The organism is Vicinamibacterales bacterium (genome assembly GCA_036496585.1).
In the GTDB taxonomy this organism is placed as follows: Bacteria; Acidobacteriota; Vicinamibacteria; order Vicinamibacterales; family 2-12-FULL-66-21; genus JAICSD01.
Genome location: DASXLB010000082.1, coordinates 1 through 5741, shown reverse-complemented (window position 1 = coordinate 5741; position 5741 = coordinate 1). Strand labels below are relative to the sequence as shown.

Here is a 5741-nt window from a genome sequence, read left to right as displayed (position 1 = left end):
CGCCAGTCGCCAGCTCGAGACGCTCGTCAGATCCGCGCGCAGCGTCGCGATCGGCCGGGCGCCGCCGAGGAATCGCGCGGCCGGCTCCGATCGACCCGCGCCCGCGGCGCGAAGACGCGACGCCAGCGTCGCCGCCCCAGGCGTCGCGAAGGCGCTCGCGACGAGCGACAGGCCGCGCGCACAGACGCCCGTCATCGCCGTGCGCAACGCGAGTGCGACGAACGCCGCCTCCTCGGTTACGGACAGACGCGCGAAGAGCAGGTGAATGTCCCACAGCCAGAGCAGGTCCACCTCGTCATCGTGGTGCGCGACGCGGTGCAGGCAGGCGAGGAATAGCGCGTCGACCGTCCCGGGCGCCCGCGCGGCGCGGCCGAGCGGCGGCACCGGCACGGCACGATCGCTGATCTCGTCGAACGACAGCGCGTCGGAAAACGTCCGCGGATTGGCAATACGCCAATGCACATCGAGATGCACCCGGCGGGACCCGGCCGCGGGCTTCTCGTAGTGCCGCTGTGCCCCCGCGAGCTCGAGATTGCTCTCCGGCGGACGCCGCCAGCCGTGCACCGCCAGTACGCGCTCGGCCGCCTCCAGCTGCTCGCGGCGGATCAGGAGATCCGTGTCGACCCGCACGCGCAGATGCGGCGAGTCATAAATCAGATAGGCAAGCGCCGCCCCCTTCATCAGCAGCACGTCGATGGCGGCGGTGGCGAGCGCGTCGAGGAGGCCCGTGAGGTCCTGCTCGCACCAGGCGTCGAACGCCGCCGCCTGCCGGAGTTCGCGCTGGAGCGTCGCACTGAGATCGCCGGACGCGTCGCGCCAGGGCCCGGCGGCCAGCAGCCAGTGCACCCGATGAGCGACCGCCACCTCCAGGAGCGCGGGCGTCAACGGCTCGTCGACGCCCGACAGCATCCGGCACACCGCGAGTTCGCCCGGCGAGAGCGGCATTGCCTGAATAGTATGCGGCGCCGACCGAGGCGAGCGATCGTGCGACGTTTCGGGACACCAGTGCTCCATTTCGGGCCACCGCGACGAACCCGAGTCGAGGCTCGAAGTGGGGTTTTGTTGAGATTTTCGGCTTGGCGTTTGATTTGCTAGTCCGTCCTCGTCCACTTTTCAAGAAGGGTGTTCGTGTTCAAGAGAGCCATCGCCAGGGTCGTGTTCCGAAGCGCCGGTACGTGCGTCGTCGTCGCGGCGATGGCCGCATCCTGGAGCATTCCCGGAGATGCGCAGAGCCGCCGCCGCGGCGGCCCTTCGGACTGGTCGCACGCCCGCATCATGGCGGCGCGGTTCGGCCCTGACGGTGATCGGAATATCGACAAGAACTGGCGCAGTGCGCGCAAGCAGATGCAATTGCAGTGGGCACAGCAGGCCCGCGAGGCCAACCGCGACGGGTGGTTGGATCTGATTCGCGGGGGAGCCGGCAAGTCGCCCGCGGAGACCGCCGCGCCGCACCTCGATTGGAGCCTGCGCACCGGCGGCTACGGCAACGTCGTCGGATCGCCCGCGAAGTACAGCTTCGACATCTCGGCGTACAGCTGCAGCGACGTGGTCTACTTCACCGTCGATCAGCCCGGCAGCGCCTCGGCGGTCAACCTGATCGCGATCACCAACGCCTACGCCGGGTGTACTGGTAATGCGCTCGGCACGACGCCGACCGTGAAGTTCGGCATCGCGCTGCCCTACGGCACCGCGACGTCCGCCGTGCCCAGCTTCGACGGCACCGTGTTGTATGTGATCGAGTCGCGACCGTCGGCGAATGGCGGACCAATCCTCCACGCCATCAACGTGAACAACATCACGACGACTCCCGGCGCCTACAGCTTCGCGACCAACACGTGGACTCAGACCCACACGCTCTCGTCGTCCCCCATCGGTACGGCCAGCAGCGACCAGCTCTTTCAGCTGACCTACGCAGGGATCACCAACGACGTCGCCTCTCCGTACCTGGACTACGACACGAACCAGATTTTCTTCGGGGACTCGGTCGGCCACGTCCATCGGGTCACGGGCGTGGACGCCAGCGCCGCGGCGAAGTACACGGCGAACGGCTTCCCGGTCCTCTGCGGCGCGGCCCAGGTCCAGTCGCCGGTGTACTGGAACAACCAGATCTACACCACCAGCGCTGACGGGCGGGTCTATCGGATCGATCTGGGAGGCGTAACACCCTATGCGTCCGTCGCCTCGTACCAGGGCGGTTCCGGCACTGGCTCGGTGGGCGGCGGACTCTCGGCTCCGGTGCTGGACGTCACCAACGGGAAGATCGTGACATCCAGCAACGACATCAACGGCTCTGGCGGCCGCGCCTACGGCGTGTTCAACATGCAGTTCGCCTCGGGCGAGGTACCCACGTCGTACACCTTCACCGGACCGTCGACCACGACGATCGCGCCGGTGTCGCCGGCGTTCGACGACGCGTTCTGGTCGACGAACAACGGCAGCCTGTACGGCGCGGCCACCAACGCCGCCGGCACCAACACCTACCTGATTCGCCTCAGCTACAACGGCGAGGTCGGCAACATCATCGGCAACGCGGCGCTGGCGCACAGCGGCGGCGTCGCGGTCGTCGGCACCAGCCCGGTCACGGAGTTCCTGACCGGCGCGGCGTCGAATCCGGACTTCATCTTCGTCGGCGGCAGCACCGGCAACTACAAATCCCTGAACCGGATCGGCGCCGGCTTCACCGGCACCGATGCCACACCGTCGGCGATGGCGAGTTCGTTCGCGCCCGCCCAAGGCGTCCTCTCGGGCATCATCATCGACACGAACCTGGCCGCGATGACCGGAAACACGGCGAAGGCCAACATCTACTTCGGCACGATCGGTGTCGCGTCGACCACGATGAGCACGATCGTGCAGCTGGCGCAGGCGTTCTAAATCGCACCCGGACATTGGTCACGAGGCGCCGTCTGCGCTATATTCCACACACGTGATGCACCGGGCCACCATCGTCGTCGATGTGGGAGATGTGCCGGTGGCGTTGTCGACCGGCGATCTGACACTGGCGACGGTGCTTCGGCAGCGGTTCCATCGTTTTGTCGCCCCCTCGGCGGCGCCGGCCTGTGAGTTCGACATCAGCGTGATTCCGGAAGAGGCAGAGGACGAGGACGGCGATCGCGATGAGGATCTCCAGGTGCGCGCCGAGGATGGCCTGTGGCGCCTGCGCCGCGGCGATTTTCGCGCCGAGTGGGACCCGGAGGCGCGGCGCGGCTGGATTCGCCAGCGTCTGAGCCCGTACGCCGCGGATTCCGTTCTTCGCATCGTGCACACGCTCCTGCTGTCGCGGGCACGCGGCTTTCTGCTGCACGCATCGAGCGTCGTGCGGAACGGGCGGGCGTTCCTGTTCACGGGTCCCTCCGGGGCGGGGAAAACCACCATCGCCCGGCTCGCGCCAAGCGACGCGGTCGTGCTGACCGACGAAATCTCTTACGTGCGGCGGGTCGGCGATCGCTACATGGCGTACGGCACCCCGTTCGCCGGCGAGTCCAGCGACTCCGGCGAACCCGTGTCGGCGCCCGTGGCCGCCGTGTTCGGCCTGGGCTGGGCGCCCGACCCCAGCCGCGAGCGTCTCTCGGAAGGGGCGGCCGTGCAGATGCTGATGCGCAACATGCTGTTCTTCGCGGCCGACCCGACGTTGACCGAGCATCTGCTCGACACCGCCTGCGATGTCGCCGGCGCGGTGCCGGCGTTCCGGCTGGCGTTCGCGCCCGACGCACGCGTCTGGAGCACGATCGTATGAGCGACGTGTTCTTCACGCGCGCCGGCCAGCTGGCCGCCCGGAAGGTCGCCGGCGAGGTCGTCATCCTGCGCGCGGACGATTCGAGTCTCTTCGTGCTGAACCCCGTGGCCAGCGCCGTCTGGGAAGCGGCCGACGGGCAGACACCGCTCGCTGCGGTGGTGCGCGACGTCATCTGCCGCGACTACGACGTCGACGCCGCGACCGCGCTCCGGGACGCGTCGGAATTGCTCGCCGCGCTCAGTGCGGAAGGTCTGCTGCGAACCTCGGGCCAGCCGCTGCCGGCGGCCGATCAGGCGGCGGCGACCGGAGCCGGCGCATGAGCACCTTGATGCAGCGCGTGTGGGATCGCGCGCTCGACGAGCGCGTGCCGCTGTCGGTCCAGTTCGATCTCACCTACCGCTGTAACGAGCGTTGCGTGCACTGCTACCTCGATCACGACGACCACGGCGAGTTGACCACCGCCGAGGTCAAGAGCATCCTCGATCAGCTCGCGTCAGCCGGAACGCTCTTCCTGATCTTCAGCGGCGGCGAGCTGCTCCTGCGCAAGGATCTGTTCGAGCTCCTCGGCTACGCGCGTGCGCTCGGGTTCGACGTCAAGCTGAAGACCAACGCGATTCTCCTCGGCGAGCGCGAGGCGGACCGCCTCCGCGATCTCGGTATCCGCTCGGTGCAGGTCAGCATCTACTCGCATCGGCCAGAGGTCCACGACGCCATCACCAAGGTGCCGGGATCGCTGAACCGATCGCTGGCGGCGATCCGCTTCCTGCGCACCCGCGGGCTGCACGTGCTCATCGCCAACGTACTCATGCGGCAGAACGCGGGGGACTATCCGCACGTGCGGGCGCTCGCCGCCGAGCTCGGCGTCGACTGCACCATCGATCCGACGATCACCCCGAAGATGGACGGCGACACGTCGATCCTGAACCTGCGCATCTCCGAGCCGCAGCTGCTGCGCGTCTATACCGACAAGACGCTGATCGGAGATTCGACGAACGAGGCCACAGACGAAGAGATGCTGGACGCGAGTCCGTGCAGCGCCGGCCACACCGCCTGCTACATCTCGCCCTACGGGGACGTCTTCCCGTGCGTGCAGTTTCCGCTGCCGACCGGCAACCTGCGCGGCCAGCGCTTCAACGACGTCTGGCACCAGTCGCCGGAGATGAACGAGGTGCGGGCGATCCGCATGCGCGATCTGCCAACCTGCTCGACCTGCAGTTTCATGACGACCTGCACGCGGTGCCCGGGCCTGGCCTACATGGAAGGGAACATGAAAGGTCCCTCGTCGGCGGACTGCGAGAAATCCACGGTGCGGGCGCGCGGCATGGCCGCCGGAAAGGACATCGCATGAACTCCGAGAGACCACCATCCGGGCCTCCGACCGATCCCGAGTCGCCGGCGGCCGCGGCGGCGAAGAAGCCATATCAGAAACCCGCGTTCCAGCGCGAGCAGGTCTTCGAGACGATGGCGCTGGCCTGTGGCAAGGTCAATCCGACGAGCGGCGCCTGCAGAGCGGTCAGAAAGAGTTCGTGAGGCGTCCGCCCACCCGGCGGCGCGACGACGTGGGCGAGGCAGCGGACGACCGCGTGACACCGCTCGACACCGCCGCCCCAGCCCTGCTGGCGGTCGCGCTGCGAGCGTTCGGGACGGTGCGTCTGCGGGCGCTCGGCGGCAGCATGGAGCCGGCCATCCGTTCGCGCGACATCCTCCTCGTCTCCGGCTGCCGCGTCGCTGATCTCCGGCTGGGTGACATCGTGCTGTATGCGCGGGACGGACACCTGATTGCCCATCGTCTGATCGACGTCGGTATCCGGGCGGACAAACGCGCGCTCGTCACACGCGGTGACGCGCTCTGGGCGGCCGACCTGCCGTTCGACGCGGGCGATCTGCTGGGCCGAGTCATCGCGGTCGGCCGTCGCAGCCTGTTTCGCGCACCGGCCGGCCGCACGCGGCTGGCGCGCGTCCGCGGGCTCGTCACCAGCGAATGGACGGCCCTGCGAGTGCGCCT

7 protein-coding genes are annotated in these 5741 nt (G+C 68.3%); 6 read left to right on the top strand and 1 reads right to left on the bottom strand.

Annotated elements, in window-relative coordinates; genetic code table 11:
• The coding region (locus VGI12_22875; GenBank protein HEY2435532.1) for a nucleotidyltransferase family protein at positions 1-945 on the bottom strand (945 nt) is incomplete at its 3' end.
• Between the two features lie 183 nt (positions 946-1128).
• Here VGI12_22875 and VGI12_22870 point away from each other — a divergent pair.
• From VGI12_22870 to VGI12_22845, 6 genes are all read left to right on the top strand, one after another.
• A complete protein-coding gene (locus VGI12_22870; protein ID HEY2435531.1) occupies positions 1129-2874 on the top strand; it encodes a hypothetical protein in 1746 nt (581 codons plus the stop codon).
• A 55-nt stretch (positions 2875-2929) separates the two neighbouring features.
• Positions 2930-3736 carry a hypothetical protein gene (locus VGI12_22865; GenBank protein ID HEY2435530.1) on the top strand — a complete coding sequence of 269 codons (807 nt, stop codon included), beginning with the start codon at positions 2930-2932 and terminating at the stop codon, positions 3734-3736.
• Entirely contained in the window at positions 3733-4056 is a 324-nt protein-coding gene (locus VGI12_22860; protein HEY2435529.1) for a PqqD family protein, read from the top strand. Before VGI12_22865 ends, VGI12_22860 begins: the two co-directional genes overlap by 4 nt.
• The gene (locus tag VGI12_22855; protein ID HEY2435528.1) at positions 4053-5084 is read left to right on the top strand and encodes a radical SAM protein; all 1032 of its coding nucleotides are present in this window, start codon (positions 4053-4055) and stop codon (positions 5082-5084) included. The genes VGI12_22860 and VGI12_22855 overlap by 4 nt, the downstream gene beginning before the upstream one ends.
• The gene (locus tag VGI12_22850) at positions 5081-5266 is read left to right on the top strand and encodes a hypothetical protein (protein ID HEY2435527.1); all 186 of its coding nucleotides are present in this window, start codon (positions 5081-5083) and stop codon (positions 5264-5266) included. Before VGI12_22855 ends, VGI12_22850 begins: the two co-directional genes overlap by 4 nt.
• Positions 5263-5741, top strand: a 479-nt coding sequence (locus VGI12_22845) for a S24 family peptidase (protein ID HEY2435526.1), incomplete at its 3' end; no start/stop codon positions are given. The genes VGI12_22850 and VGI12_22845, both read left to right, overlap by 4 nt.